The sequence below is a fragment of the Microbacterium sp. NPDC028030 genome (assembly GCF_040637855.1).
In the GTDB taxonomy this organism is placed as follows: Bacteria; Actinomycetota; Actinomycetes; order Actinomycetales; family Microbacteriaceae; genus Microbacterium.
On the sequence record NZ_JBEZXF010000003.1, the window covers coordinates 599,292 to 623,961 of the forward strand.

General features: G+C 67.4%; 24 protein-coding genes and 3 tRNA genes. 11 read left to right on the top strand and 16 right to left on the bottom strand.

Annotated elements, in window-relative coordinates; genetic code table 11:
* Positions 1–83 precede the first annotated feature (83 nt).
* Positions 84–1,202 (top strand): DUF4192 family protein, encoded by a 1,119-nt coding sequence (locus tag AB0E56_RS17365; protein ID WP_359801116.1) that lies wholly within the window; start codon positions 84–86, stop codon positions 1,200–1,202.
* A gap of 14 nt (positions 1,203–1,216) precedes the next feature.
* Here AB0E56_RS17365 and lysS read toward each other — a convergent pair whose 3' ends face one another.
* Positions 1,217–2,749, bottom strand: coding sequence for a lysine--tRNA ligase (gene lysS, locus AB0E56_RS17370; RefSeq protein ID WP_359801118.1), 1,533 nt, complete (start codon positions 2,747–2,749; stop codon positions 1,217–1,219).
* 80 nt (positions 2,750–2,829) lie between these two features.
* On the opposite strand from lysS, the gene AB0E56_RS17375 reads away from it, so the two are divergent.
* Positions 2,830–4,707, top strand: coding sequence for a DUF2207 domain-containing protein (locus tag AB0E56_RS17375; protein ID WP_359801120.1), 1,878 nt, complete (start codon positions 2,830–2,832; stop codon positions 4,705–4,707).
* Between the two features lie 28 nt (positions 4,708–4,735).
* Here the strand turns inward: AB0E56_RS17375 and AB0E56_RS17380 are convergent, their stop codons facing one another.
* The 10 genes from AB0E56_RS17380 to hpt all read right to left on the bottom strand — a co-directional run bounded on the left by AB0E56_RS17380 (position 4,736) and on the right by hpt (position 13,385).
* Positions 4,736–5,428, bottom strand: coding sequence for a DUF2520 domain-containing protein (locus AB0E56_RS17380; RefSeq protein ID WP_359801266.1), 693 nt, complete (start codon positions 5,426–5,428; stop codon positions 4,736–4,738).
* Positions 5,429–5,430: 2 nt separating this feature from the next.
* Positions 5,431–7,359, bottom strand: a complete 1,929-nt coding sequence (locus tag AB0E56_RS17385; RefSeq protein ID WP_359801121.1) for a PH domain-containing protein — start codon at positions 7,357–7,359, stop codon at positions 5,431–5,433.
* On the bottom strand, positions 7,356–7,937 hold the full coding sequence (locus AB0E56_RS17390; RefSeq protein ID WP_359801123.1) for a PH domain-containing protein: 582 nt from the start codon (positions 7,935–7,937) through the stop codon (positions 7,356–7,358). The genes AB0E56_RS17385 and AB0E56_RS17390 overlap by 4 nt, the downstream gene beginning before the upstream one ends.
* On the bottom strand, positions 7,888–8,370 hold the full coding sequence (locus AB0E56_RS17395) for a DUF3180 domain-containing protein (protein ID WP_220173945.1): 483 nt from the start codon (positions 8,368–8,370) through the stop codon (positions 7,888–7,890). The genes AB0E56_RS17390 and AB0E56_RS17395 overlap by 50 nt, the downstream gene beginning before the upstream one ends.
* A complete protein-coding gene (gene folK, locus AB0E56_RS17400; protein WP_359801125.1) occupies positions 8,367–8,909 on the bottom strand; it encodes a 2-amino-4-hydroxy-6-hydroxymethyldihydropteridine diphosphokinase in 543 nt (180 codons plus the stop codon). Before folK ends, AB0E56_RS17395 begins: the two co-directional genes overlap by 4 nt.
* Positions 8,906–9,301: a dihydroneopterin aldolase gene (folB, locus tag AB0E56_RS17405; RefSeq protein ID WP_359801128.1), complete on the bottom strand. Its 396-nt coding sequence runs from the start codon at positions 9,299–9,301 to the stop codon at positions 8,906–8,908. Before folB ends, folK begins: the two co-directional genes overlap by 4 nt.
* A gap of 44 nt (positions 9,302–9,345) precedes the next feature.
* Positions 9,346–10,155, bottom strand: coding sequence for a dihydropteroate synthase (gene folP, locus AB0E56_RS17410; protein WP_359801129.1), 810 nt, complete (start codon positions 10,153–10,155; stop codon positions 9,346–9,348).
* Positions 10,152–10,760, bottom strand: coding sequence for a GTP cyclohydrolase I (folE, locus tag AB0E56_RS17415; RefSeq protein WP_359801132.1), 609 nt, complete (start codon positions 10,758–10,760; stop codon positions 10,152–10,154). The genes folP and folE overlap by 4 nt, the downstream gene beginning before the upstream one ends.
* A 1-nt stretch (position 10,761) precedes the next feature.
* Positions 10,762–12,762 carry an ATP-dependent zinc metalloprotease FtsH gene (gene ftsH, locus AB0E56_RS17420; protein WP_359801134.1) on the bottom strand — a complete coding sequence of 667 codons (2,001 nt, stop codon included), beginning with the start codon at positions 12,760–12,762 and terminating at the stop codon, positions 10,762–10,764.
* Between the two features lie 71 nt (positions 12,763–12,833).
* A complete protein-coding gene (hpt, locus tag AB0E56_RS17425; RefSeq protein ID WP_359801135.1) occupies positions 12,834–13,385 on the bottom strand; it encodes a hypoxanthine phosphoribosyltransferase in 552 nt (183 codons plus the stop codon).
* A gap of 125 nt (positions 13,386–13,510) precedes the next feature.
* Here hpt and AB0E56_RS17430 point away from each other — a divergent pair, with 125 nt between their 5' ends.
* On the top strand, positions 13,511–14,113 hold the full coding sequence (locus tag AB0E56_RS17430; protein WP_359801136.1) for a DUF937 domain-containing protein: 603 nt from the start codon (positions 13,511–13,513) through the stop codon (positions 14,111–14,113).
* A 51-nt stretch (positions 14,114–14,164) separates the two neighbouring features.
* On the opposite strand, the gene tilS is transcribed toward AB0E56_RS17430, so the two are convergent.
* Complete coding sequence (gene tilS, locus AB0E56_RS17435) at positions 14,165–15,166, bottom strand: tRNA lysidine(34) synthetase TilS (RefSeq protein WP_359801139.1); 1,002 nt, start codon at positions 15,164–15,166, stop codon at positions 14,165–14,167.
* 70 nt (positions 15,167–15,236) lie between these two features.
* Here tilS and AB0E56_RS17440 point away from each other — a divergent pair, with 70 nt between their 5' ends.
* Both AB0E56_RS17440 and AB0E56_RS17445 read left to right on the top strand, forming a co-directional pair.
* The gene (locus tag AB0E56_RS17440; RefSeq protein ID WP_359801142.1) at positions 15,237–15,902 is read left to right on the top strand and encodes a TMEM175 family protein; all 666 of its coding nucleotides are present in this window, start codon (positions 15,237–15,239) and stop codon (positions 15,900–15,902) included.
* Between the two features lie 82 nt (positions 15,903–15,984).
* Positions 15,985–16,476, top strand: coding sequence for an inorganic diphosphatase (locus AB0E56_RS17445; protein ID WP_046014122.1), 492 nt, complete (start codon positions 15,985–15,987; stop codon positions 16,474–16,476).
* 75 nt (positions 16,477–16,551) lie between these two features.
* Here the strand turns inward: AB0E56_RS17445 and AB0E56_RS17450 are convergent, their stop codons facing one another.
* Entirely contained in the window at positions 16,552–17,919 is a 1,368-nt protein-coding gene (locus tag AB0E56_RS17450) for a peptidoglycan DD-metalloendopeptidase family protein (RefSeq protein ID WP_359801143.1), read from the bottom strand.
* A gap of 211 nt (positions 17,920–18,130) precedes the next feature.
* On the opposite strand from AB0E56_RS17450, the gene AB0E56_RS17455 reads away from it, so the two are divergent.
* The 3 genes from AB0E56_RS17455 to AB0E56_RS17465 all read left to right on the top strand — a co-directional run bounded on the left by AB0E56_RS17455 (position 18,131) and on the right by AB0E56_RS17465 (position 18,448).
* A tRNA-Glu gene (locus AB0E56_RS17455) sits at positions 18,131–18,203 on the top strand.
* A 29-nt stretch (positions 18,204–18,232) separates the two neighbouring features.
* Positions 18,233–18,306 (top strand) — tRNA-Asp (locus AB0E56_RS17460).
* Positions 18,307–18,375: 69 nt separating this feature from the next.
* Positions 18,376–18,448, top strand: a tRNA-Phe gene (locus tag AB0E56_RS17465).
* 168 nt (positions 18,449–18,616) lie between these two features.
* On the opposite strand, the gene AB0E56_RS17470 is transcribed toward AB0E56_RS17465, so the two are convergent.
* From AB0E56_RS17470 to AB0E56_RS17480, 3 genes are all read right to left on the bottom strand, one after another.
* Positions 18,617–19,564: a hypothetical protein gene (locus AB0E56_RS17470; protein ID WP_029266130.1), complete on the bottom strand. Its 948-nt coding sequence runs from the start codon at positions 19,562–19,564 to the stop codon at positions 18,617–18,619.
* A 90-nt stretch (positions 19,565–19,654) separates the two neighbouring features.
* Complete coding sequence (locus AB0E56_RS17475) at positions 19,655–20,785, bottom strand: tyrosine-type recombinase/integrase (protein ID WP_062635495.1); 1,131 nt, start codon at positions 20,783–20,785, stop codon at positions 19,655–19,657.
* Between the two features lie 14 nt (positions 20,786–20,799).
* A complete protein-coding gene (locus tag AB0E56_RS17480; RefSeq protein WP_062635493.1) occupies positions 20,800–21,537 on the bottom strand; it encodes a helix-turn-helix domain-containing protein in 738 nt (245 codons plus the stop codon).
* Between the two features lie 95 nt (positions 21,538–21,632).
* Here AB0E56_RS17480 and AB0E56_RS17485 point away from each other — a divergent pair, with 95 nt between their 5' ends.
* The 3 genes from AB0E56_RS17485 (at position 21,633) to AB0E56_RS17495 (ending at position 24,568) form a co-directional block, all read left to right on the top strand.
* Positions 21,633–21,827, top strand: a complete 195-nt coding sequence (locus AB0E56_RS17485) for a helix-turn-helix domain-containing protein (RefSeq protein ID WP_062635491.1) — start codon at positions 21,633–21,635, stop codon at positions 21,825–21,827.
* A gap of 464 nt (positions 21,828–22,291) precedes the next feature.
* Positions 22,292–24,112 (top strand): hypothetical protein, encoded by a 1,821-nt coding sequence (locus AB0E56_RS17490; RefSeq protein WP_051667911.1) that lies wholly within the window; start codon positions 22,292–22,294, stop codon positions 24,110–24,112.
* 39 nt (positions 24,113–24,151) lie between these two features.
* On the top strand, positions 24,152–24,568 hold the full coding sequence (locus AB0E56_RS17495; protein WP_029266140.1) for a hypothetical protein: 417 nt from the start codon (positions 24,152–24,154) through the stop codon (positions 24,566–24,568).
* Positions 24,569–24,670 lie beyond the last annotated feature (102 nt).

Here is a 24,670-nt window from a genome sequence, read left to right on the forward strand (position 1 = left end):
GCACATTCCCGGCTTCTCAGGATCCGCATCCACAATGGGGCATCTCGTTCCCGACGGGCGCGCGAACCGGCGACACTCTCGGCATGACAACAGTGCTTCGAGCCACCGATTCCGCCGCATTCCTCGGCCTCGTCCCCGCCCTCGCCGGCTTCACACCGCACCGGAGCATCGTGCTCCTCCCGTTCCGCGGCCCCCGCACCGAGGGCGCGATGCGGCTCGACCTCCCGCACGAGGGAACACCCCTCGACGACTACGCCGATGCGGCGGTCGGACTCCTCTCGCGCGTCCCGGGCACCGACGCCATGGCCGCGGTCGTGTACACCGACGTGGAAGCGGAAGCCACGCGAGACGGCCTCGTACTCCCGCACGTCGTGGCACTGGAGGAGCTCCTCGGCTGCGCGGAGGATGCGGGTCTCCGGGTGATCGACGCACTGTGCGTCACCCCCTCCGGCTGGTCCAGCTACATCGAGGCGATCCCCGCGCTTCGAAGTCTCGACGAGATATGCACCCCGGCTGATGTGTCGTCCGTCGCCGATGTCTCCGGAGACCAGGCGTCAGGGGTCGCGCTCCCGGTGGTCAATCTGGCGGAGAAGGAGAGGGTGGGGAGGGCGTTGCTCGACGTGGCCGCGCTGCTCGACCCGGAAGGCGGGGTCCGTCTGACCGGACGGGAGCACCCGCAGCTGATCGCGGCCCTGGCGCTGCTCGAAGACATCCCCGCCTTCTTCGAGTCTGTGCTGAAGACCCCCGGTGACCTTCCCTCTTTCGAGACGGCGGCACTGCTGTGGTGCTTGGAACGTCCGCTGCTCCGCGACGTCGCCCTCGCGCAGTGGGCGACCGACCTCGCAGGTGGCATCCGCGCGCTCGAAGCCCAGACGGCGTATGCCAGGTCCGGCGAGATGGTGCCCGATGAACTGGGGCGCGTCTTCCTGGGTGAGGGCCCCGCCCCCTCCACGGATCGCCTGCGCCTCGCGCTCTCGGTCGTCCGAGCGGCGGCCGCACGGGCACCTCGAGCGTCGCGACCCGCACCGCTCACCGCCGCCGCGTGGTTGTCCTGGGCCCTGGGGCGATCGACTCATGCCGGCATCTACCTCGAGCGCGTGCGGGAGATCGACCCCCGGTACTCCCTGGCGGCACTGCTCGAGGCCATGATCGGCATCGCTCTCCTTCCGGAGTGGGCGTTCCGTCGAGGTTCGGCCGGATGACGACCTGCCGAGCCCTACTTGACCAGAGGGAAGAGGATGGTCTCACGGATCCCCAGGCCGGTGATCGCCATCAGCAGACGATCGATCCCCATGCCCATCCCGCCGGACGGCGGCATGCCGTGTTCGAGCGCCCGCAAGAACTCCTCATCGACGGGCATCGCTTCCACGTCGCCCCGTGCCGCGAGCTTCGCCTGCTCCACGAAGCGCTCGCGCTGGATCACGGGGTCGACGAGCTCGGAGTATCCGGTGGCCAGCTCGAAGCCGCGGATGTAGAGATCCCACTTCTCCACGACGCCGGCGATCGAGCGGTGTTCGCGCACGAGAGGCGACGTGTCGACGGGGAAGTCCATCACGAAGGTCGGTCGGACCAGGTCACCCTTGACGAAGTGCTCCCACAGCTCTTCGACCAGCTTGCCGTGAGTGGCCTGCGCGGGAAGCTCGACCTCGTTCGCCTCGGCGAAGGCGATGAGGTCCTCGACCGAGTCCTGCGGAGTGATCGTGCGACCGGTCGCGGCCGAGAGCGACTCGTACATCGAGATGCGATCCCACTCGCCGCCCAGGTCGTACTCGGTGCCGTCCGCCCAGGTCACGGTCGTCGAGCCGGAGACGGCGATCGCCGCCTTCTGCACGAGCTCCTGGGTCAGCGCCGCCATCTGGTTGTAGTCGCCGTATGCCTGATACGCCTCGAGCATCGCGAACTCGGGGCTGTGAGTCGAGTCAGCGCCCTCGTTGCGGAAGTTCCGGTTGATCTCGAATACGCGCTCGATGCCGCCGACGACGGCGCGCTTCAGGTAGAGCTCCGGAGCGATACGCAGGTAGAGCTCGGTGTCGAAGGCGTTGGAGTGGGTGACGAACGGGCGCGCAGAAGCGCCGCCGTGCTGCACCTGCAGCATCGGAGTCTCCACCTCGAGGTAGTCGTGGCTGGTGAAAGTGGCACGCAGGCTCGCGTTCACAGCGGCGCGGGCGCGGACGGTGGTGCGCGCCTGTTCCCGGACGATGAGGTCGAGGTAACGGCTGCGCACGCGCCCTTCCTCGCTGAGCTCTGCGTAGGCGTTCGGAAGCGGGAGGATCGCCTTGGACGCGATCTCCCAGCCGTCCGCCATGATCGACAGCTCGCCGCGGCGGCTCGAGATGACCTCACCGTGCACGAAGACGTGATCGCCCAGGTCGACGTACTCCTTCCAGTCCGCGAGGGACTCCTCACCGACGTTCGCCAGCGAGATCATCGCCTGGATGCGCGAGCCGTCACCGGCCTGCAGGGTGGCGAAACACAGTTTGCCGGTGTTGCGGCTGAACACGACACGCCCTGCGACACCGACGACGACACCGGTCTCGGCTCCCGCCTCGAGGGCGCCGTACTCGGCGCGAAGCGCGGGGATCGTGTGGGTCACCGGAACGCTCACCGGGAAGGCCCCTCCGGCCGCGTCCGTGCGCTTCTCGATCAGGCGCTCGCGCTTGGCGAGGCGCACGGCCTTCTGCTCGTGGACGTCCTCTTCGATGGAAGGGTCGGTCGAGGCCGATTCGGGCGCGGCGGACGCGTCAGTCATGTGCGGGGCTCCTTGGAAGTCCCTCCCAGTTTACCGAGGCGACGTGCCGCTCTTCGGCGCGTGCTGGGTAGCCTCGAAGAATGGCCCACACACGGATCCTCCGCGCGTTCGCTGCATTCGCTCTCGCCCTCGCCGCCATCGCCGCCCCGACTCCGGTCGCAGCCGCTACGGGTGACGTCGCACCCGCGGCAGATTCTGGCGGTCACCCCGCCGTCGTCGCCGCGGAGGTGGACGACTTCTCCTACGCCTCGTGGGATGCCTCCTATCGTGTCGGGCTTGATGAGGACGGCCGCGCTCGGATGCATGTGACCGAGACTCTGGTCGCCCGATTCCCCGAAACCGACCAGAACAGAGGCATCGTCCGCGGCCTTCCCACGTCGTACGAGGGAGCGAGCCTCGAGACGCGCATCATCGCGGTCACGGACGAAGATGGCACCCCCGTCCCCTACGAGACCGACGAGGAGGACGGACTTCTCTACGTGCAGACGGGCACCGACGACTATGTGCAGGGCCTCACCACGTACGTCATCGAGTACGAGATGCGCGACGTCATCCTCGCGACTAAGCCCGCGGCAGGAGCGACGACGCCCTCGGTCGACGAGTTCTACTGGGACCTGCTGCCGCTCGACAGCACCCAGGCCATCGAGCGTTTCCGCGCCGATGTCGTGTTCGACACCGCGATGACCGCGGCGCTGACCGGCGCGACCCGGTGTTACACCGGGACGTCGGGGTCGACGGAGACCTGCGATCTGCAAGGTCCGACTGTGACCGACGGCACCGCGACGTTCCGCGTCGAATCCGGCGAACGTCCGGCCGGCGACGGGGTGACGGTCGCCGTCGGCTTCGACGCCGGCACCGTCACACAGCCCACTGCCCGCACCCCCGATCCGGTCGGCGATGTCGCCCCTCTCATCGCGGCCGGCGGTGCTGCGGCCCTCTCGGTCGGGAGCTGGTTCGCGGTCGCGGGATTCGCACGACGGCGGCGGAAGGCCACCGGGATCGTCGTCGCCCAGTACGACGTACCCGCCTCGCTGCCGCCGCTGATCGCGGGAGCCGTGATCCCCGGCGCGAAGGATGTCGTCCCCGCCGAGATCGTGCATCTCGCTGTGAGCGGTGCCCTGCGTATCGAAGAAGGGGCGGAAGAGGAGCAACCGCGACTGCGGCGTCTCTCCTCCCCGCGCGCACTCGATGACCTCGATCACGACGCACTGGACGCACTCTTCGTGGACGCCGATGCGGAAGGCGTGGTCGACCTGCCCGCAGAAGACGAGGGCTTCGCCGCGCGGATGAGCGTCCTGGAGCAGAGCGGTGCGACCGCGGCGGCGACGCGCGGTCTCACCGAGAAGGTCCGCAGCCGCGGCGCCGTCATCCTGCAGTGGACCGCGATCGGCATCGCCGCCGTCGGTCTGGCGCTCGGGATCTGGGGAGCGACCACGGGGCGCCTCTCCGCGATACCCGCGCTCGTGGTGATGTCGTTCGTCGCCTTCCTCGTGCTCCTGTCGAGCCTGTACGCCTTCTCGAAGCACACGGTGCTCACGTCCGAGGGAGCCCGCACGTACGAGTATCTGCAGGGCGTGCAGGAGTTCATCCGCGTGGCCGAGGCCGACCGCCTGAAGATGCTCCAGTCGTACAGCGGCGCCGAGCGGCGGACGGACGGTGCCGCCGATGTCATCCACGTGTACGAGCGACTCCTCCCCTACGCGATCCTGTTCGGCATGGAAGACGAGTGGGGCGGAGTGCTCGAACGCGCCTACACGCACGAGGGGCGAGGGGCGACGTGGATCGGCGACCCGGCATCGTTCGCCCTCCGGATGCAGCTCGCGTCGTTCATAGCGTCGTCGCACGCGGCCGCGACCTACTCAGCACCATCGGCTGGCACGTCGTCGAGCGCCGGCGGGTCGTTCGGCGGCGGGTTCTCCGGAGGCGGCGGAGGCGGCGGGTTCTCCGGCGGGCGCTGAGCCGAGTGCGCTCAGTTCCGGTGCACCCTCAGGTCAGGAGAGGCGGGTCGGACGCATCGCGCAGGGCCCGCTCCACGGTCGACTGCACCAGAGCCGAGAGGTAACCACCCGGGTTCTCGATGCCGATCTCGCGCAGCCGGGCGGTCGACTGTCCGATTATCGATCGGGAGAACTCCGTGGCCGTCGCGATGGCGTCGGCGTAGGCGGGCCGGTCCTGCTCGGCGATCACCACCGGCTCACAGCCCATCTCCACGGCGAGCGCCTGCGCGATCGGCAACACCGGAGCCGGGGCCGTCACCGCAGCGAACGCCGCCTGCAGCTGCCGTACGTCGATGGATGTCCCCGTGAACGTGATCGCGGGGTGGACCGCGAGCGGGATGGCGCCGCGCTCGGCAGCCGGCCGCAGCACGTCGATGCCGTATGCCGGATCGGTGTGCAGGACCAGCTGCCCGACTTGCCAGCCCCCGACCTCCGCGATCCCGGCGACCAACGAAGGCAGCTCTTCCGTGGGGACCGCGATGATCACGAGCTCCGCCCGGCGGACGACCTCCAGCGCCTCGAGCACGGGAACGTCCGGCAGTACCGCGGAAGCGCGCTCGTCATCGGATCCGCTGGTGATGCCGACCACCGCGTGCCCGGCCGCTCCGAGCGCCGCCCCGATCACAGGTCCGACTCGCCCCGCCCCGATGACTCCGACGCCCAGGCGCCCGTCACGAGACACGGTCACTCGCCCTGAGGAGCGGGAGGCGCCGGAGGAGCAGGAGGTGCTGCCGAAGGCGGAGGAGCAGGAGGTGCTGCCGAAGGCGGAGGAGCCGGAGGTGCGGCCGGAGGCGGAGGAGCGACGAACGTAGGCGGCGGCGCGTACGGCGCCGGCTGCGCCCCTGGAGACGGGGGCGCGAGCGGCGGCACGAAGGCGGGAGGCGGCGACACGGGCGGCGGTCCCGCGTAGGCGGGCGGCGCCGCGGACCGTGCGACCGGAGTCTCGATCGCGTGCTGACTCCAACGGTGGGTGGTGTCCCGTGACGCAGCTTCGGCAGCGGCACGGCTCACGTCGTCGAGGAGCGCCAGCGCGTCGGCGCGCTCCAGACCGGAGAGGTAGCCCGTGATCGGGCCGGGGACGGTGTGCACCTGCGCGCCCGAGACGCGTTGCGCCCGATCGATCGGTCCTTGACTCAAGGACACACCCTGCAGCCGGGCCAGGGGGAACACGGCAAGCTTGCGCCACACGATCCCCCTGCGCAGCAGCAGGCCGAAGTCGGTGACCAGGTAGCCGTGGCGCTTCCAGGAGAAGGGCCGTCGCCACCAGGCACGCCGCGGCATCGACCGGTAGGGGTCCCCCTCGATCGGACCCATGACTCCTTGATCCCAGACGGACGGGATCCTGTCGGCCGGCACGTCGGGCAGCACGAGCGCGAGCACCCGCTCGACATCGGCACGTTTCCCCACCGGCAGCACCACGTTGAACTGCTGCCCACTGCCGGACGACTGCTGAGCGGCACTCTTGCCGCTCATCCGGTTGATCTTGATGGTCCACCAGCCGAACGGACGCCACAACAGAGACTGCGACACCTCGACGGCGAAGATGCGTCCGGGCGGAAGCGTCTCGGTCACGGTCGTCAGCAGCCCGTAGGTGATGCGCACGCCGTCCGGCGTCGGGGCGATCGAGTACCGCAGCGACTTCGAGATCTGCGCCCAGGTGATACCCACCACAGCCACGACCATGGGGATTCCCATGCCCAGGCCCAGGCCGAGCAGCACGACTCCACCGCCCGTGTCGCCGTCGATGAACATGCCGATCAGCGCGCTGCCGATCGCGATCGCGAAGATCGCACCGAAGAACACGAACCACAACAGCCCAGAGATCAGCTGCGATCCGACCAGACGGCCCGTGGGGATCTTCACGACGCTCTCTGGTACGACATCGGCCAGGTCGACGCCCGCGATCAGTCCGTTGACACCGTCGTTCATCGACCCGACGAGCTGCGCGCGAGCGGAGGTCGGAACCGGCTGGGCCGGTGCGCCCGCCGAGGGGTTCAGCGCGGCATCGCGTGCTGCCCTCGCCCCGGAAGCGAGTCGGAGGATGTCGGCACGGACCGACTCGGCCCGTTGCGTCGCCAGGTACTCCAACTCGACGTTCGCATCGTTGCCCGCTCCGACGACCTCCAGCTTCGCGAGGCCGATGATGCGAGCGGGGAACGGACGCGTCAGGTTCACGCCCTGAACCCGGTCGAGCGGCGCGCGACGGTGCGAGCGGAAGATGATCCCCTTGCGGACCTCCACATGGTCGCCGGTGATCCGGAACTGCTGGAAGCGCCAGACGAACCAGAAGATGAGCACGAGGACGACGACGAGCCCCAGCACGACGAGCAGTGCGACAAGGATGAGGTTGTTCGAGAGCACCCAGTCGACGGGATCGCCACCCGTGTAGTCGCCGTAATGCGCCTCCTCCGGGGTGAAGATGCCTACGGCCCATGCGATGAGACGGTCGCGCATGTTCGCGATCACGATGCCCGCGATGATGATCAACGCCAGGCCGCCCTTGAAGAGCGGCGTGAGCGGGTGCATGCGATGCCACTCGCCGTTCGCCATGCTCGTCGACGGCACGGCGGCCTCCTGCACGGGCGTGGTGGGCGGAAGCTGCGGCTCGCTCACAGGCCTGTCCGGCGGGTCTCGGCGACCTGGATCAGAGTGTCGCGCAATGCCTCTGCGGCCTGCTGGGTGAGCCCGGGGATCTGCACACCGGTCGTCGCAGCGGCTGTCACCATCTTGAGCTGGGCGATCCCGAAGCCGCGGTCGAGCGGACCCTGCGTGATGTCCACGAGCTGCATACGACCGTAGGGCACGGCGATCATGCGCTGCCAGAGGATGCCCTTGCGGAAGACGATGTCGTCGGCGCGCAGCATGTATCCGATCGCCTTGGCCTGACGCGGGAGGATGATGAGCGCGAACAGCGTGATGACGAGGATGATGCCGGCGGGGATCCACACCCACTGCTGGTCGAGCACGAGGCTCAGCACGACGGCGACGACCGCGACGAAGACGAGGAAGATCACGTTCTGCAGGACCTGCGACACGACGTATCGCGGCGAGATCTGGTGCCAGGTGCCGTCGAGCTCGAGGCGCGCCTCATTGCGTGCGGTGCGCAGTTCCGGGTATGTGCCCCGATCGAGCGCGTCGAGGTCAGTGCCCTCCGCCGGGTTCAGGGGCGCGGTCTCTGGGTTCTGAGTCATCAGGATCCTTCGGCAGGGTGCAGAACTGTTCGGCGACGAGTGCGGCGATCACGAGGACGATCGCGCTCCCGATGAGGGCCAGCATGGCCACAGTCGACCCTACCTGTGGATCGACCGGCCGGGACAGCAGGAAGACCAGCAGCCCGGCACCGAACCCCGCCATGATGGCACCCAGCAGGCTCGATGCCCTCGCGAGGGTCGCCGCCCTGAGCGCCCGGAACGGGTCTATGCGGATGCCCGACCGCACGCTGCGCCGCACCGGCCAGGCGACGCCCACCGATGCTGCGGCGATCAGGACCAGGAGCACCGGCAGGAAGAGCGAGGGGGTGAAGGTGACGCGCCCCGTCGCCGTCAGCATGTGATCGAGGAGGAACCCGGCGCCGGCAGCGAGCAGCGCGAGGACGATGAGGACTCCGGCGGAGGTGCGCCTCATCTCTCGTCGCCCCGTGCACGCAGTTCGGCCACGAGGTCCGCCACCTTCCCCCGGCCGAGGAGCTCGGCCTCGGGGTCGACGTCCAGCCAGGGCTCCAGCACGAACAGGCGCTCCGCGGCGCGCGGGTGCGGCAATCGCAGACGCGGCTCGTCGGAGGTGACGTCGCCGTACGCGATGAGGTCGAGGTCGAGGGTGCGATCGCCCCACACCTCCCGGCGCTCCCTGCCGTTCTCCTCCTCGATGGCGTGCAGCATCCCGAGGAGGATCTCGGGCGCGAGCCGTGTCGTCACCAGCGCGACCGCGTTGACATAGCCCGGCGCCTCGGGGTCGGGGCCGTCGACTCTGAGGGCGACGGTCTCGAAGAGTCGCGACAGACGCACCTCGCTGACCAACGGCAACCGGGCGATCCTTGCTGCTGCCGCCTCGATCGTCGCCTGGCGGTCTCCGAGGTTCGCGCCGAGCGCGACGACAGCCTCGATCTCGGGCCGCCGCTGCGCGGGGGCAGCACGATCGAGCGGGTTCGCGAGGTTCCGACTCATACCGTGATGTCCTCGAGCGCCTCGAAGGCGCGGCTGCGGCGGACCGTGACGGACACGTCGGCGAAACGCACGGCGATAGGGGCGTGCGGTTTGTGGACGGTGACAGACACGTTCTGCACCCGGGCATCCGCCAGCGCCACCTCGGCGATCCGCTCGGCGAGCGTCTCGATCAGGTTCACCGGCTCACCGGACACGACAGCGGCCACCTTCTCGGCCAGTTCTCCGTAATGCACCGTGTCGCCCACGTCGTCGGTCGCCGCGGCCTGCTCGAGCGACAGGCTCAGCCGGAGGTCGACCGTGAACTCCTGCCCCTCTTCGCGCTCTTTCGCGTACACGCCGTGGCGGCCGAAGACGGTCAGACCGGTGAGGACGATCTCATCGAGGGAATCCATGTGACTAGCGTACGGGGACGCGCCCTCTCGGCGGGGGTGCGGGCTCAGCCTGCCCATGCGCGCGCGATCGCGAGCGCATCGCGCGTGGCGGCGACGTCATGCACCCGCACGGCCCAGACTCCGGCGCGCATGGCGAGGGCGCTCGTCACCGCGGTCGCCAGGTCGCGTCGCGACTCCGACACCTCGTCCTCCGACCCTGCGCTCTGCCGCAGTGTCTCTGCCAGGAAGCGCTTGCGGGATGTGCCGACGAGAACGCGGGGACCGAGTGCGACGATCTCATCGAGCCCGCGCAGCACGTCCCAGTTCTGGGAACCCGCCTTCGCGAACCCGACACCGGGGTCGACGATCAGACGGGACGGGGCGATCCCCGCCGCTGCCGCCTCGCCCATGCGCTCGTGAAGCTCCCCCGCGACCTCGCGCGCGACGCGACGATACTCGGCGTTCGCGTACATGTCGGCCGAGAAGCCGCGCCAGTGGCCGATCGCGAAATCCGCCCCCGACTCGGCGACGGCCCCGAGCATCTCCGGATCGGCCAGTCCCCCTGACACATCGTTGACGATCCTGGCTCCCGCCCGCACGGCGGCGGCGGCCGTGACGGCGCTGAGCGTGTCGACGCTCACGGGCGCACCCGCGGCGACGAGTCGTTCGATCACGGGAAGAACCCGCTGCTGCTCGACCTCGTCGCCGACGCGGTCTGCGCCGGGTCTGGTGGATTCGCCGCCGATGTCGAGCACGTCAGCTCCCTCTGCGCGCAGGCGCAGACCGTGAGCGACGGCGCTGTCGACATCGAGATAGCGTCCGCCGTCGCTGAAGGAATCCGGCGTCACGTTGACGATGCCCCAGATGGCCGTCATCCGTGCGCGCTTCCGTTGGCCGCCGATGCACCGATCAGCGTGATGAGCTCCGCTCTGGCGACGGCGTCCGTGTACTCGCCGCGTGCGGCGATCGTGAGGGTCGAGGCCTCCGTCTGCCGGCCGCCGCGCATCGTGACGCAGCCGTGGCTGGCGTCGAGGACCACGAGGACACCCCGTGTGTCGAGGCCATCGGCGATCGTGTCGGCGATCTGCTCGCCGAGGCGCTCCTGCACCTGCGGGCGGGCGGCGAGGATCTCGACCACGTGCACGAGCGCCCCGAGGCCCACGACCTGTTCACCGGGGAGATACGCGATGTGGGCGTGACCGGCGAACGGCAGCAGGTGGTGCTCGCAGACCGAGCGGAAGCGGATGTCACGCAGCAGCACAGCGCCGGACGGGAGGGTGTCGGGTGCGGGGCCTCGCGAGACGCTGATGGTGCGCGCGAGGGGCGCGGCAGCATCCGCTCCCACACCGGAGAAGAACTCCGAGTACAACTCCGCCATCCGCGACGGGGTCTGCTTCAGCCCAGGGCGGTCCGGATCCTCGCCGATCGCCTCGAGCAGTTCCCGGGTGAGACGCTCGACGCGTTCCCTGTCGACGGCCACGTCACGCCGTCGCAGGCCGCGGGTGCCCGGCTCCCGCCGAACCCTGCTGCGTGCGCGGCGCGGTGGCCGGAGCCTCGACGGATGCGGCGAGCGAGACGTCCTTCTTCGGCACCTCGATCGGGGGGCGCTCCGACACCGGACGATCCTCGCTCGAGAGCCACAGGGGACGCTCGGGGAGCTTCTTCACCTCGGTGAAGATCTCGGCGATCTGGTTGTGGTCGAGGGTCTCCTCCTCGAGGAGCGCCAGGGCGAGCTTGTCGAGGATGTCGCGGTTCTCGCTGATGACCGCGTACGCCTCGTTGTGCGCCTGCTCGATCAGGGCGCGCACTTCGGCATCCACCCGCTCGGCGACCTTCTCGGAGTATTCGCGACCTCGTCCCACGTCGCGCGCGACGAACATGTCGCCGCCCTCGGTGCCGAGCTTGACCGGGCCGACCTGCGTGGTCATGCCGTACTCGATCACCATCTTGCGAGCGATCGAGGTCGCCTTCTCGATGTCGTTCGACGCGCCGGTCGTCGGGTCGTGGAAGACGATCTCCTCGGCGACGCGGCCGCCCATGGCGTAGGTGAGCTGGTCCTGCAGCTCGTTGCGGGTCACCGAGTACTTGTCGTCGAGCGGCAGCACCATCGTGTAGCCGAGCGCCTTGCCACGGGGCAGGATCGTGATCTTGGTCACGGGGTCGGTGTAGTTCATCGCCGCCGCCGCGAGCGCGTGACCGCCCTCGTGGTACGCCGTGATGAGCTTCTCCTTGTCCTTCATCACGCGGGTGCGGCGCTGCGGACCGGCGATCACGCGGTCGATGGCCTCGTCGAGGGCACGGTTGTCAATGAGCTGGGCGTTCGAGCGGGCTGTGAGCAGCGCGGCCTCGTTCAGCACGTTCGCCAGGTCGGCGCCGGTGAAGCCGGGGGTCTTGCGGGCGACGACCTCGAGGTCGACGTTCTTCGACAGTGGTTTGCCCTTGCTGTGCACCTCGAGGATCTTCTGGCGGCCCTTGAGGTCGGGGGCGTCGACGCCGATCTGGCGGTCGAAGCGACCGGGACGCAGCAGCGCGGGGTCGAGGATGTCGGGACGGTTGGTGGCCGCGATCACGATGACGTTCGCGTTCGGGTCGAAGCCGTCCATCTCGACGAGCATCTGGTTCAACGTCTGCTCGCGCTCATCGTTTCCGCCGCCCATCCCGGCGCCACGGTGCCGGCCGACGGCGTCGATCTCATCGATGAAGATGATGGCCGGGGCGTTCTCCTTGGCCTGGCTGAACAGGTCACGCACGCGGGAGGCGCCGACGCCGACGAACATCTCGACGAAGTCGGAACCGGAGATCGAGTAGAACGGGGCACCGGCCTCGCCTGCGACGGCGCGGGCGAGGAGCGTCTTGCCGGTTCCGGGAGGACCGTACAGGAGCACGCCCTTCGGGATGCGGGCGCCGATCGCCTGGAACTTCGCGGGGTCCTGCAGGAACTCCTTGATCTCGTGGAGCTCTTCGATCGCCTCGTCGGCGCCTGCGACGTCGGCGAAGGTGACGGTCGGCGTCTCCTTGTTGACGAGCTTGGCCTTCGACTTGCCGAACTGCATGACCTTGCCGCCGCCGCCCTGCATCGACGAGAGGAGCCACCAGAAGAGAAGGCCCAGCAGCACGAGAGGGAGCAGGAGGGAGAGGAAGCCGTCGAACCAGGTCGCGCGCGGGACCGCGTCGTTGAAGCCGTCCTTGGGCGCGGCCTCGTTGATCGCGCTGACCACCTCGTCGGCGCGGGCATCGACGTAGTAGAACTGCACGTTCTCGGAGCCTTCGAACGGCTTGGAGAGTGTCATGTCGACGCGCTGATCGCCATCCGTGTTCACGACCTTGGTGACCGTCTCACCGCCCAGGAGCTTCAGGCCTTCCTGGGTGGTGATCTGCGCGGGCGCACCCAGATTCGAGATCAGCAGGAATCCGCCGAAGAGCAGCACGCCGATCAGCGCGACGTAGATCAGCGGATTCCGGGTGAGCTTCTTCACATCCATGATCGGATCAGCGTATCGCGCGCGTCCTAGGGGGTCGCTGTGCGTTCACCCACGGCGTAGCGCGTCGGCGGTCAGGAGTAGACGTGCGGTGCGAGCACGGCGACATCGCGCAGGTTGCGGTAGCGCTCGTCGTAGTCGAGGCCGTATCCGACGACGAAGTCGGTGGGGATGTCGAAGCCCACGTACTTGCAGTCGATCACGACCTTCGCCGCCTCCGGCTTGCGCAGCAGCGCCAGCACCTCGATCGACTCGGCGCCGCGGGACCCGAAGTTCTCGAGCAGCCAGCTGAGCGTGAGGCCGGAGTCGATGATGTCCTCGACGATCAGGACGTGCTTGCCGTTGAGGTCGGTGTCGAGGTCCTTCCTGATCTGCACGACACCGCTGGACTTTGTGCTCGCTCCGTAGCTCGACACGGCCATCCAGTCCATCGGGGCGTGGAACGGCAGGGCCCGCGCGAAGTCGGCCATGACCATGACGGCCCCCTTCAGCACACCGACGAGCACGAGGTCCTTGCCTTCGTAGTCCTCGGCGACCTGCGCCGCCAGCTCATCGAGCTTGGCGAGGATCTCCTCCTCTGTGACGAGGATCTGTGCAAGGTCGTCCTGGATCTCCGCGGCGCGCATGGATCGATTTTAGGCGACGTCGCCGCGTGCTTCGACGCAGTGCCGCGGATATCTCCCCAACGTCGACCATCCGCACTACTGTGAGCGGGAGATGCGGGCGGACGCCCCGGACGGAAGGATTCACCATGGCTCTTGACGACATCCTCGCGCAGGTGCCGATCGACGACATCGCGGAGAAGCTTGGTGTCTCGCGGGACGAGGCGAAGGTCGCGGTCGAGCAGGGCGGCGCCGTTCTGCTCGGCGGGCTCGCGAAGAACGCGGAGACCGAGGAGGGGTCGGCCGCGATCCAGAACGCCCTGAAGAAGCACGCGGGCACCACCGGCGCGGCGAAGGTCGACGACATCGATCAGACCGACGGCGGCAAGATCGTCGCGCACATCCTCGGCTCGAAGGAGAAGGAGGTCACCAAGGAGCTGACCGAGTCCAAGGCGACCCCCGGCATCGACTTCGGCAAGCTCCTCCCGATCCTCGCCCCCATCGTGATGGGGCTCATCGCGAACGCCAGCAAGGACAAGACGTCGAAGGCGGAGGCCGGAGGCGAGAGCTCCGGCGGCATCGGGGACGTGATCGGCGGCATCCTCGGCGGCGGCAACGGCGGCTCCTCCGGCGGCATCGGCGACGTCATCGGCGACGTCATCGGCGGTCTGCTTGGCGGCGGCAGCAGCGGCTCGGGCGGAGGCATCGACCTCGGCGGCCTCCTCGGCGGCCTCTTCGGCGGCAAGAAGTAGGACCACACCGACGCATCCGGTCGCGAGACGACCGCTGCCGGCGAGTCCTGCTCAGCGGCCGGATGCGGTGAACACGATGCGTCCGCCCTGGCGCACGGCGGAGCACTCGGGAAGGTCGATCGGGCCCTGACCGTGCCAGTCGGTCACGAGGCGCGCGACCTCGACGGTCTGCGCCCTCGTGAGGCTGACCCCGAACTCGCTGTCGACCACGAGGCGGATGATGCGGTTGCGCAATGCCGCTGGATTCGCGGCGAGGGCGGCGACGCTGACGGAGATCCCTGCCTCGGCGTGCTCGACGATGTCCTCGATCGTCTCGTGGATCATCTCGTCGAAGGCCTCCGCGTCCTCCCTGAGTTGTTCTGCAGTTCGTGCGAGGGCATCCGCGATGCCGGGGCCCAGCTCGGCCTCGAGCACCGGCAGCACCCGCTGCCGCACCCGCACCCTGGCATAGCGGTCGTCGAGGTTGTGGGGATCGTCCCAGAACTCGAGATCGGATGCGACGCAGAACGCACGAGTGGTCTCGCGACGCACGGCGAGCAGCGGGCGGATCCAGCGGAGCCCGTCTTCGTCCTCGCGTGAGGGGGCCATGCCGCGCAGACTGGTCGCGCCCGAACCCCGGGCGAGCCCCAGCAGCACGGTCTCCGCCTGGTCGTCGAGCGTGTGCCCGAGCAGCACCGCTGACGCTCCTTCCGCGCGCGCGACACCGGCGAGTGCCGCGTATCGGGCATCACGAGCGGCGGCCTCGATCCCTGAGCCGGACGCCAGCTCGACCGCGACTCGGGTCTGCAGCGCGTCGTCGACGCCCACTGCTTCTGCGGCGACAGCTGCCCTGCTCGCGATGAGGGACGACCCCTCCTGGAGGCCGTGGTCGACGGTCACGCTGACCACCCGGATCCCCCGACGACGCGCTTCGAAGACCGTGGCGGCGGTGAGCGCGAGCGAGTCTGCTCCCCCGGAGAGCGCGACGGCGACCGTCGATCCCTCGGAGAGCTCCGCGAGCGCGGTGCGGACGGCGAGGCGGATCTCAGCGACGGCGGGAGCGAGTGACGACACAGGACAACGGTAGGGCACAGCCCGCTGTCCCCGCGGCACGCGGCGACCGTCTCGGGTCTATCCTGACGCCGTGACCGAGACTCCACGCACGAGGCCGATTCCGAGCGATCGCTTCAAGGCGTTCATCGATGCCGTCGTCGCGATCGCCATGACGCTGCTCATCCTCCCCCTCATGGAGTCCATCTCCGAGGCGGCGTCCGCCCACATGAGTACCGCGGAATTCCTGGACGAGCACTCGGGTCAGCTCCTCAGCTTCGGGCTGAGCTTCCTCCTCATCGCGACGTTCTGGATGGGACATCACCGCCAGTACCGGGACGTGGAGTTCGTCACCGGCCCCCTGCTGTGGATCAACGTCGCCTGGATGGCGACGATCGTGTGGCTGCCCGTGCCCACCGCCATGATCGGGCAGATGGACACCGACGCGTTGCAGGCTGTGGTGTACATCGGCACGCTGATCATGACGCAGGTCACCACCCTCGCCGGCTGGCTGTATCTGGCGCGTCATCCCGAGCTCGGCTCCGTGTCGGCCGAGACCGTGCGCCTGGGAGCCATCGGAGACCTCGCGGCGATCATCCTGTTCGTCGCGGCACTGGCCATCGCCGTCCTCGCCTCTCCGAACGGCTATGCAGGACTCCTCCTTCTCCTCCTGAGCGACCCGATGAGCCGCCTGCTGAATCGCCTCCTGCGCAGACGCGGCGACGACAGCCCGAGGCCGCCTGCCGAGGCCTCCTCCTGAGGATGCCGGCCCCCGGTCGCGAAGAAGCCGACGGTAGGCTGGTCGGCGGTATCCAACCGAACTTTTCCTGAGGAGCACACGTATGGGCGCACACGACGCCGTCATCGAGATCCCGCGCGGCAGCCGCGTGAAGTACGAGGTCGACCACGAGACCGGACGAGTCCACCTCGACCGCGTGCTCTACACGACCTTCGGCTACCCGGCCGACTACGGCTACTTCGACAACACGCTCGGCGAGGACGGCGACCCGCTCGACGTGCTCGTGCTGCTCGATCACGCCATCTACCCCGGCGTCGTCGTCGAGGTCCGTCCTGTCGCCGTGCTGAAGATGAGCGACGAGGCCGGCGGAGACGACAAGCTCGTAGCCGTGCTGTCGAAAGACCCGCGCTGGGCGCACATCCAGGACATCGACGACATCGCCGACTACACGAAGAAGGAGATCTCGCACTTCTTCGAGCACTACAAGGATCTCGAGCCCAACAAGTGGGTCAAGGTCGACGAGTGGGGGAACGCCGCCGAGGCGCAGCGCATCCTCGACGAGGCGATCGTCCGTTTCGGCGAGCAGGGTCACTGACTCCCGCATTCACGCAGAAGACCCCCGGCTCCGCACGAGCGGCCGGGGGTCTTTCGTCTGTCGTGAGGTGGGCGTTCAGGCGGAGACGCCGTGTCGCGCCAGGAACTGCACCGGGTTGACGGCCTGCCCGTTCACGTACACCTCGAAGTGCAGGTGGCAGCCGAACGAGCGGCCGGTGTTCCCGGCGTAGGCGATGACCTGTCCGGAGCGGACCCACTGTCCGGAGCGGACGAGGATCCCGCCGTTGCGGATGTGCGCATAGCCGGTGCCGATTCCGCCACCGTGCTGGATGCGGATGTAGTTGCCGTAACCGCCGTTGCCGCCCGCGTAGTCGACCGTGCCGGACTGGGCGGCATAGATCGCGGCGCCGCAGCCGTTGGCGAAGTCCGTACCGTAGTGGAAGCTCGACGAGCAGCCCTGGGGACCGCACTGCTGCGACCGGGGTCCGTAGCCCGAGCTCTTGCCGCCGCCATGCGGACGGCACCAGCCGCCGCTGCCCTGGGATCCGCCACCACCGCCGCCACCGCCGCCGTTGCCGGCGGCTGCTGCTGCGGCCTCGCGGGCCTCGCGCTCGCGCCGCGCCTTCTCAGCGGCCTCGACGCCTGCCCGATAGCCGGCGACGGTTTTCGCGGTCGTGTCCTTGAGCGCCGCGAGCTGCGCCTGCATGGTCGCGAGGTTCGCGGACTGCTCGTCGAGCGCGGCCTGAGCAGCGTCCGCCGCCTGCTGGGCGACGATCATCTTCTCTTCGGCGATCTTCTGCAGCCGATCGCGCTCATCGCGCGCCAGGACCGCCTGGTCGCTGAGAGACTGCGCGGAATTGCGGGCCGCGACCGCGTCGTCGTAGACCGACTGGTTGTACTCGAACAGCTTGTCCATCGTGCCGAGGCGCGCGAGCAGCTCGTCGGCGTTGTCGGCGGAGCCGGTGAACAGCAGCTCCAGCGAGGTGTCGTCACCGCCGTTGCGGTACAGCTGCGCCGCGACCTGGCCGGCCTTCTTCGCCGACTCGTCGGCCTTCGCGGCCTGTTCGTCGGCCTTCGCCTGGAGGGAATCCGCCTCGGTGGCGGCGGCGAAGTACTTCTGCTGGGCCTCGTAGAACTCGTCCGAGGCGACCTCTGCAGCGGCCTGCGTCTCGGCGACCTTCTGGGTCAGCGACTGGATGAGCCCCTCGATGCGAGCGACTTCGGCCGACTTCGCCGCTTCGTTGTTCTTCGCGCGCTGCACGTCGTCCCAGCTCGGGTACGTGGCGGCGTAGGCAGCGGAGACGCCGTTGGAGATGCCGAAGGCACTGAGCGCGACGACGCTGAGCACGCCGAACCCGAGAGCCCCGCGACGGCTGAAGCCCTCTTTGCCGAACGCGCGCTGTTCGGACGGGCTGGGTGCGCAGCCGCAATCGTCTGAGGCCGCAGCAACCGCGGCGTCCAGAGCTTCCTGGTGGTCGTTCACACGGCCCCTTCCGCCGGTTTCACAAATGCCACACTAACAACAACTTTCACATCCGCACCAGAGCCGGGGGGAGCGGATACGGCGACGCCCACATGCACCCATCGTCCTCCCGGAACACGCCCGGGGGAAGACGACGCGCCCTCGATTCGCGATTTGCTCGGATCATCCCTTATGCTTGAGCGTCGGCAAGGAAGTCCCCCGGGACTGACTCGGCCCCATCGTTTAGCGGCCTAGGACGCCGCCCTTTCACGGCGGTAGCACGGGTTCGAATCCCGTTGGGGTCACACCTTCCGATATAATTGAAAACAAGTATGGCCCTGTAGCGCAGTTGGTTAGCGTGCCGCCCTGTCACGGCGGAGGTCGCGGGTTCAAGTCCCGTCAGGGTCGCTCCGTGCGATGAGCTCTTTCTTCGGAGAGGGCTCTTCGTCTAGGACGCGACAGGTTCGCCGGTCGCGCGGCTCTGTAGCTCAGTTGGTAGAGCGTTCGACTGAAAATCGAAAGGTCACCGGATCGATGCCGGTCGGAGCCACTGGAACCCTCGCGTAGCTTCTACATCGCGGGGGTTCTTTTATGCGCTTATCAGGGTTTTTCCGCGTCAGCGACTGCCTCCCTCCGGGCAGGCTCTGGGGTTTTCAGTCGTGGACTCCGCACAAACTCCGCACTATCAGGCTCAGGCAGCAGCGTCGCCCGAACGCAACTAGCGCCCAATCCTGACCCCAAAGTCTCGATGCATCCCCAGAGATAGAAGCCCCGTGTAGTTGCTAGCGAAGGGCACGGCACGAAGGTGGTCAATCAACGCTCGCTGACGAATCGTCACTGAGCCCTGTTCACCAGTCAAGCGCGCCTTCGCCACCGCGTGGATCGCGTCGATCTCGTCGGCGAAAGCGGATGCAACTGCGAGGTTGATGGAAGGGAACGCGAACTGGATCGTCTCTCGCCACTGTTGCACCCCCTCTTCGGCGCTAGGACCCTTGCTGAGGAACCGGATGGACGGTCCGTGGTGGTCGATGATCACGCCATTCGGGTCCTCCTCGCTACCGAGGCGCAGCCCGGATTTCCGAGGTTGCACTGCAAGCCCGTGCTTCGTCGAGTTGTACACGTTAGCCTCGCGGGCGAGCAGCGCGGCTGCCCGAGTCAAGAGAAATCGAAGGACGTCAGCGTCCTCTGTCCATGCCTCCGCGGATACCTCAGCAGGCGCATCGAGCCTGCCGCGGAATACCTCGCGCAATAGCTCATTGCGCGGAGGGCTGGTCAACAAGTCGCCCGCCATCTGCTTGAACTTCGCGAAGCTCGTCAACGACGAGAGCTTCAGCGGCGGACAAGGCTCCGGTTCCACGTGCGCGAAGTACAACCGCAGGAGTGCCTCCGCCGCGAGGTACATGATCGAGATCGACTCGACCACAGCGAATCCGTCGATCTCTTCGTCGTCTAGTGGCACCTCTAGCTCGACGCCCATACCCCACGCACGGACACCTCCAACGAGCGCGGGATGCAAGGCGGCATCGGCGTCGCCGAGGGCGACGAGCAACGCGATTCGAGTTCGCAGGTACTGCGATGGTGAATGCGAATAGAAGTCACGGTTCAGCTCGTCCGCAAGATTCAGCCCGCTCGCAGGATCAGGCGCCGGCGGCTGCTCATCAGTCATCGATGGATCGTATCCGCAGCCACGGACACTACGATCGGGTAGAGCGGAAGCCCTCTCCTCACTCCGCCCCGGGCTGCTTCTCGCACCGGATTAGATCAGCCCGTCCAGCTTCTGGCCCATGATGCCTGCAGCTTTGGTGGAGCCCTTGATGGTGTTCATGTACACGTCCTGGGTCATGCTCGGGTTCTCGTGTCCGAGGTAGTCGGCGATCTCTGTCGCGGACAGTCCAGCCTTGTCAAGAATCGTGGCTACCGACTTTCGGAACGCGTGCGTTGACAATCCCGGGTACCCCAGGCCGTCGCGACGGTCTCGAAGCTCCCGCTGCGTGTTCGAGGGATCGCGAGGGCGCATCAGCGGAGTCGGGAAGATGAGGTTGGTATCGGCGCGCAGCCTCTCGTGCCGCTTGTGAAGGAGGAGCATGGTCGCTTCCGGCAAGTGGGTGGTACGCGCGGACTTGTCGGTCTTCGCGAACTCCTGCCGCACAATTCCCCGCCCCTTCACACGCACATTCTGCGCGACAACGGAAGCTGTGCCGGCGGCGAAGTCGATAGCGCTCGCTTCGAGCGCGCACACCTCGGCCACTCGCCACCCTGACGCGAGCATGAACGTGATCAGATCCACCGTGTCCCACTCGTTGAGCTTCTCGTCCTCACGGACGCGCTGGAGAAACATCGGCAGTTCGTCCAACGGGATTGCGGTGCTGCCCTTCTTCTTCCTTTGGGTGACGCGCTCGAGCTCACGCACGGGGTTGTGCGACAAAGCCCCGTTCCGCACCGCTAGGCCGAGCATGCCACTCAGCGCCGATCGGCAGTTCTTTGCTGCCCCCGGGCCGGCTTCCTTCTCAACGGCGTTAAGGAACTTCTGCAGCCGTTCAGGTGTGGCCTCGGCGACTGAGAGGTCGCCGATCCGGGGCGCGATATGAGCGGTGACTGCATAGCCGTAGGTCTCCAGCGTGCCTTCTGAGCGCCCCAACTCACGCCGGGACTCCAAGAACCTCTGGCCGAGGGCGCGGAGGTGCGTTGCCGGTTTCAGCTCGCCACCGCGGTCGGCCTCGATCGTGGTCAGCGCATGCCTCAGCGCGGCCGTCGCCTTGGCCTTGCTCGGCGCGTGCTTCTCGATCTGGCGGGATTTGCCGTCCGCGAAACGATACCGCGTGCGGGCACGCCACTTCCCCGGCTGAACCTCGGCCACGTGGATGGTGCCGTAGGTTCCGATCGCCATTCGAGGTCTGGCCATCAGACTTCACCGTCGGTGGATGCGCGGAGTTCGTCAATGAGCACACGCGTGACGCGCCCACGCGCCTGCGGCGTGCTGTCCTCGCCGGCACGGAGCAGGGCCTCGACTTCAAGGGAATGGCCCCAGAGTCGCGCCGCGTACTGCTGAAGCAGAGGTGGGCGTATCCCAAGCTTCTTTGCCGCCCGAGACTCTGCAAGGCTCACACTAGGCCGACGAGCGCTCTGACGCGTGTCACGGTCGGGCACCTCCGTCATGGCCCCCCACTGTGCATCCACCTGGTCATACGACTCGGACTTCCTGCCGTGCACCCTCATATGCTCAAGGGCCGCCATCTCGAGTTCCTCGTCCCACTCGTGATCCCCACCTATCGGCGCGGCGCCCACGTGCGCATAGTCGCCATCCTCGAGCGCGATCGGTGCGCCCGACAGTACGCGGTTGACCCACTCCCGCCGCACGGGCTGATCCTCACGGAGCTCGTACGGCCGTTCCAGCAACTCCGCAGCCCCAAGAAGGTCGGCGAGTCGAAGCGGCTCACCAGAGAGCTTTCCAAGTGCGAGTGCGAGCGTGAGAAGCGTCGGAACCGTCGGCGCAGCCTTGCCCCGCTCAATCGCCTGGACGCTAGACAGGCTCCACGTTGCTCCGTAATCGCGTCCAACGGTCGCGATCGCCTCAAGGGTAATCCCGTGCCGCCGCCGGTAGGCGGCAAGAAATCCGCCCACCGCTTCCGCGTATGCCATTGATTCCATGCTTACAAGTTACCAGAATCATGTAGCTTGTGTTACGGTACCTCACAAGTTACAAATTTCTGGTACTCGCTATCAAAGGACTCCGCATGACACAGACGACGAACACCCTCCTCGACGTTCACGATCTCTCCGCCCAGACCGGCATGTCTGTGTCGACTATCTACCGCAAGCGGTCGCTCGGTGAGCCGCTCCCCCGGGCCGTGAAGATCGGCGCCGCTGTTCGCTGGCGTCAGGCCGATGTCGACCGTTGGATCGAGGAGCAGCTCGAGCCGGCGATGTGATGCGTCCTCGCCGGACCCATTGCGCGCGGAAACCGTGCGGAACTTCGAGGCAACTGTCGGGACCGACACGTTCCGCGTGGTGTTCCGCACGTGGCGCGCCCCGCCGTCGCCTAGATAACCCGCGCACGGGAGCGGAGATGCGGACGGAACCCCATCACTTCTCTATTGGCACCTCGGAGGCGAAATAGGTGCAGTCCGCGCAGGAGAAGTGCGGGGGTGACTTCCGCACTACCGATCTTCCTCGGCTCCCGGGAGCGTGCCTGCTCTTGCCTCGCCCCCGAAGCGGCCTGCTGGTGCTCAACACGCGCACGGCAGGGTGCAGGCGCGGATACGAAGGGACCGCAACCACAAGATCGACATCACGCTCGAACCCTGAGCGAGCACTACCCATACGGAAGAAACAAAAAGGGCCACCGAGCTGCAACTCGGCGACCCCATGGCGGATCTGAAAGGAGATCCTGCATTTGACTACCACCAGCGTACCTGAAGACCGCGATATCCCCGAGGCGCTCGGGAAGCGGTCCACCGCGCAGCAGCTCGTTGAGTTGGCCCTCGATCACTACGACCTTCACGTCGATACCGATGGCAAGCCTTTCGGTGTTCGCAAGGGCGGTCACGTAGCGATTCCTCTCCTCGGCAGCAGACGCTCCGTCCGCAAGGAACTCGGCGGCATGTACCGGCGTCGGACCGCTCGCACAGCCTCGCAGAACGCGTTGACTGAGGCGATGAGCGCGCTTGAGTACGAGGCGGAGGAGAGTTTCGAGCCCATCAAGCTGCACCTGCGCACGGCGCGCCCCAGCGACGACGAGATCTTCATCGACATCGGCGATCGCAGTGAGCAGGTCATCCGCGTGACGGCAGCCGGCTGGGAGATCCTCGACGGCGACGATGACCTTCCCGTGCTGTTTCGCCGCACCGCCGTGACCGCCCCTTTGCCCGTCCCTGCGCGCGGCGGAAACCTCGACGCATTGTGGGAGTTCGTCAATCTGCCGGCCTCGGACCGCGGCTTGATCATCGGCTGGCTCGTCGCTGCGACGATCCTTGTCGGTCTTCCGTGCCCGGCCTTGGCTCTGCTCGGTGAACAGGGAACCGCCAAGACCAGTAGTGCACGACGGCTCTTCTCCCTGTTCGATCCGACCACCGCGCCGGTGAGGCGCCCACCGAACGATGCGGACCGGCTGCTTCACGCCGGGGCTCACTCGCGCGGCGTGGTCTTCGACAATATGTCGTCGATGCCGCGTTGGTTGTCGGACGGCTTGTGCCGATTCGTGACCGGTGAAGCTGATGTCGACCGCGCGCTGTACACCGACGACGACGTGCGCATCATGCAGGTGCAGGGCGTCCTGGGATTCACCAGTATCGATATCGGCGTTCTCAACGGCGACCTCGCCGAGCGATGCGTCTGGGGAGATCTTGAGGTGATCCCCGCAGACAGGCGTCGCTCAGAACGCGAGTTGAACTCCGCTTGGAACGCGAGCTACGCCTCGATGGTGGGTGCATTGTTGGACCTTGTTGTTCTGACCTTGCAGCAGCTGCCCGTCGTGAAACTCGGCAACAAGCCTCGGATGGCGGACTTCGCCGAGATCTTGGCCGCTCTTGATCATGCAACGGGGTCAGACACTCTGAGCCGTTACCGGCGGGCGCAAGATTCTGTCGCCGAGGACATCGTGAGCACCGACCAGTTCCTGGTGGCGATCACCGAGACGATCAAACGTCGCTGGACGGGTACCGGCAAGGCCCTTCACGAGCTCTTGCGCAGACCCTCGGACGATCGCTATTGGCCCGAGCCTCGTGGCATGAGTGGCAAGCTCCGGCGAGTGGCTCCGGATCTTCGAAAGGCAGGGTGGCAGATCGACGAGATCAAGCCGGACCCGACCACCAAGCGTTCCAAGACTTGGGTTCTGGTGCCTCCGGATTCCGCCATCTCCGATGCGGATCTTGCGAGCGTGAAACTGACCCGCGAGTTCGTCGCTGAAGACGTTCGAGCGTGGATCGCTAGGTTCATGGCGAACGGGGCCACCGCCTCATGCGCCACCGACCACGGATCCGCTGCGAGCTCGGGCTTCCCTATCACTTGCCGGACGCCCGGCTGCACTGCCGGCTGGCGCTCCGAGTGGGACACGCCGTTGCAGCGGTCCCGAGCGCTGACCTCACGACTCGCGGACGAACTCACGGCTCTCGGTATCAGCGTTGCTGACCTGGACCAGTACGTCGGCAGCGATCCCTTTGCACCTCCGGGTAGGGGCGAGGAGACCGTAGCCCCACCTAAGACCGAGCCCCGTTGATCGGGGCTGACCACTACACCGCACCGTTAGGAGAACACCATGCGAAGGACCCGTAGTCAGCTCCGAGCTGCGCAGATCGCCGCGCTGCAGGCCGAGCAGGACGCCTACGACAAGAACGTGAACGACGCGATCAAGGTCGCGGCGTTCGCACGCTGTGACGCCGTCGAGCAGCTGTACGAGCTTCTCGACGTCCAGCCTGAACCACCCATCATTCGTGATGGCAAGCACGGCCGCTACGAGGTCACGTCCGATAAGGACGAGGCCAAGCGCGCTGCTCGCCTCATCGAGGCTGTCACCGTCCTGCTATCAATTGAGGAGCAGCCTACGACGCAACCAGTCGGCAGTGATCGTCAGGTTCCTGCTCAGGCAGCTGAGAGACCGCCGCAGGCGGCTTCTCCGGCCCTGGTCGCGACGACTTCAAGCACGCCGACGGCGGTCAAGCAGCCAGCCGCCTGAGCGTTGCGTCGCCCGCGGCCCCGTGCGGTCGCGGCGAGTAGAGAAACCCCATCTGCCCTCGAAGAGGCGCTGATGGGGTTTCTCCGTTTCGGAAGGTGGCGC